This is a genomic window from Micromonospora sp. NPDC003776, assembly GCF_053605645.1.
This window is the reverse complement of record NZ_JBSGJR010000985.1, coordinates 1-1,125: the sequence shown is the minus strand read 5'-3', so window position 1 is coordinate 1,125 and position 1,125 is coordinate 1. Positions and strand designations below refer to the sequence as shown.

1 protein-coding gene is annotated in these 1,125 nt (G+C 71.0%); it reads left to right on the top strand.

Translation table 11 applies throughout. The features are described 5' to 3' along the window. Positions 1-363 precede the first annotated feature (363 nt). Positions 364-1,125, top strand: a 762-nt coding sequence (locus ACWEVO_RS36930; RefSeq protein WP_452312009.1) for a LacI family DNA-binding transcriptional regulator, incomplete at its 3' end; no start/stop codon positions are given.

The following is a 1,125-nucleotide window of genomic DNA, read 5'->3' as shown; positions in this document are numbered from 1 at the left end:
GCCCTTGGGGCAGCGGCGGTCCGCCGGCCGGCGGCGCCGGCGGCGAGGGGACGGGCGGTGACTCTCCGTAGGAGCGCAGGGGTCATCGACCGCCGGCACTGTTTCGGGTCGGCTCGCTAATACGTATTAGCATCGACGTTTCTCGAATGCTGCGCCCCGAGACGCTCTCCTGTCAAGAGGCCACCGCGATCGGGCGGCCAGACGCGCGCCCGCGGCGACCCGGTCGCCGCTAATCCGCATTACTACTGGAAGTTCATCAACAGGAAATCTTCGTCACCCTCTTGACATGTGGCGGCCCAGGGCGCGAGGCTCCTCTCCAACGCCGAGCGCTAATACGCATTAGCCGCCCCGGAAGGACCTGACGTGACCCCTCCACTCAGACGCGTCACCCAACGTGACATCGCCCGGATGGCCGGTGTCAGTCAGGCGACCGTGTCACTGGTGCTCAACAACCGGACCGACGCGGACGTGCGCATCGCCCCGGAGACCCGGGACCGGGTGTTGCGGGTCATCGCCGAGACCGGCTACGCAGCCGACCCGGTGGCCCGCCGCCTCGCCTCGCGATTCAACCGGATCATCGGCGTCTTCACCTACGAGCCCGCCTTCCCCAGCGGCAGCCGGGACTTCTTCCACCCGTTCCTGCTCGGCATCGAGGAGTACGCCGAGCGGGTCGGCTGCGACCTGCTGCTGTTCACCAGCGCGCCGGTGGTCGACGGCCGGCGGCGCATCTTCCACCAGGACAACCGACTGCGCCTGGCCGACGGGTGCATCCTGCTCGGACGCGAGATCGACGGGGCGGAGCTGCACCGGCTCAACCGCGACGGTTTCCCGTACGTCGCCGTCGGGCGCCGCGACGACGCGGGCGGGCCGGTGCCCTACGTCGGCGCCGACTACGCCGCCGCGGTGGCCCGGCTCGTCGAGCTGGCGCTGCGACACGGTCACCGGCGCCTGACGTACGTCGGCATGGGCATGACCGCCGAGTCCTCCCAGGACCGGCGCCGTGGTTTCCTCGCCGCCGCGACCACCGCGGAGAGCGCCCGCCAGGTGACCGCGGCGGCCGGCGCAGCCGACGCGGCCCTCGACGACCTGCTGACCGACGGCAGCACGGTCGCGTTCGTGGAGGAC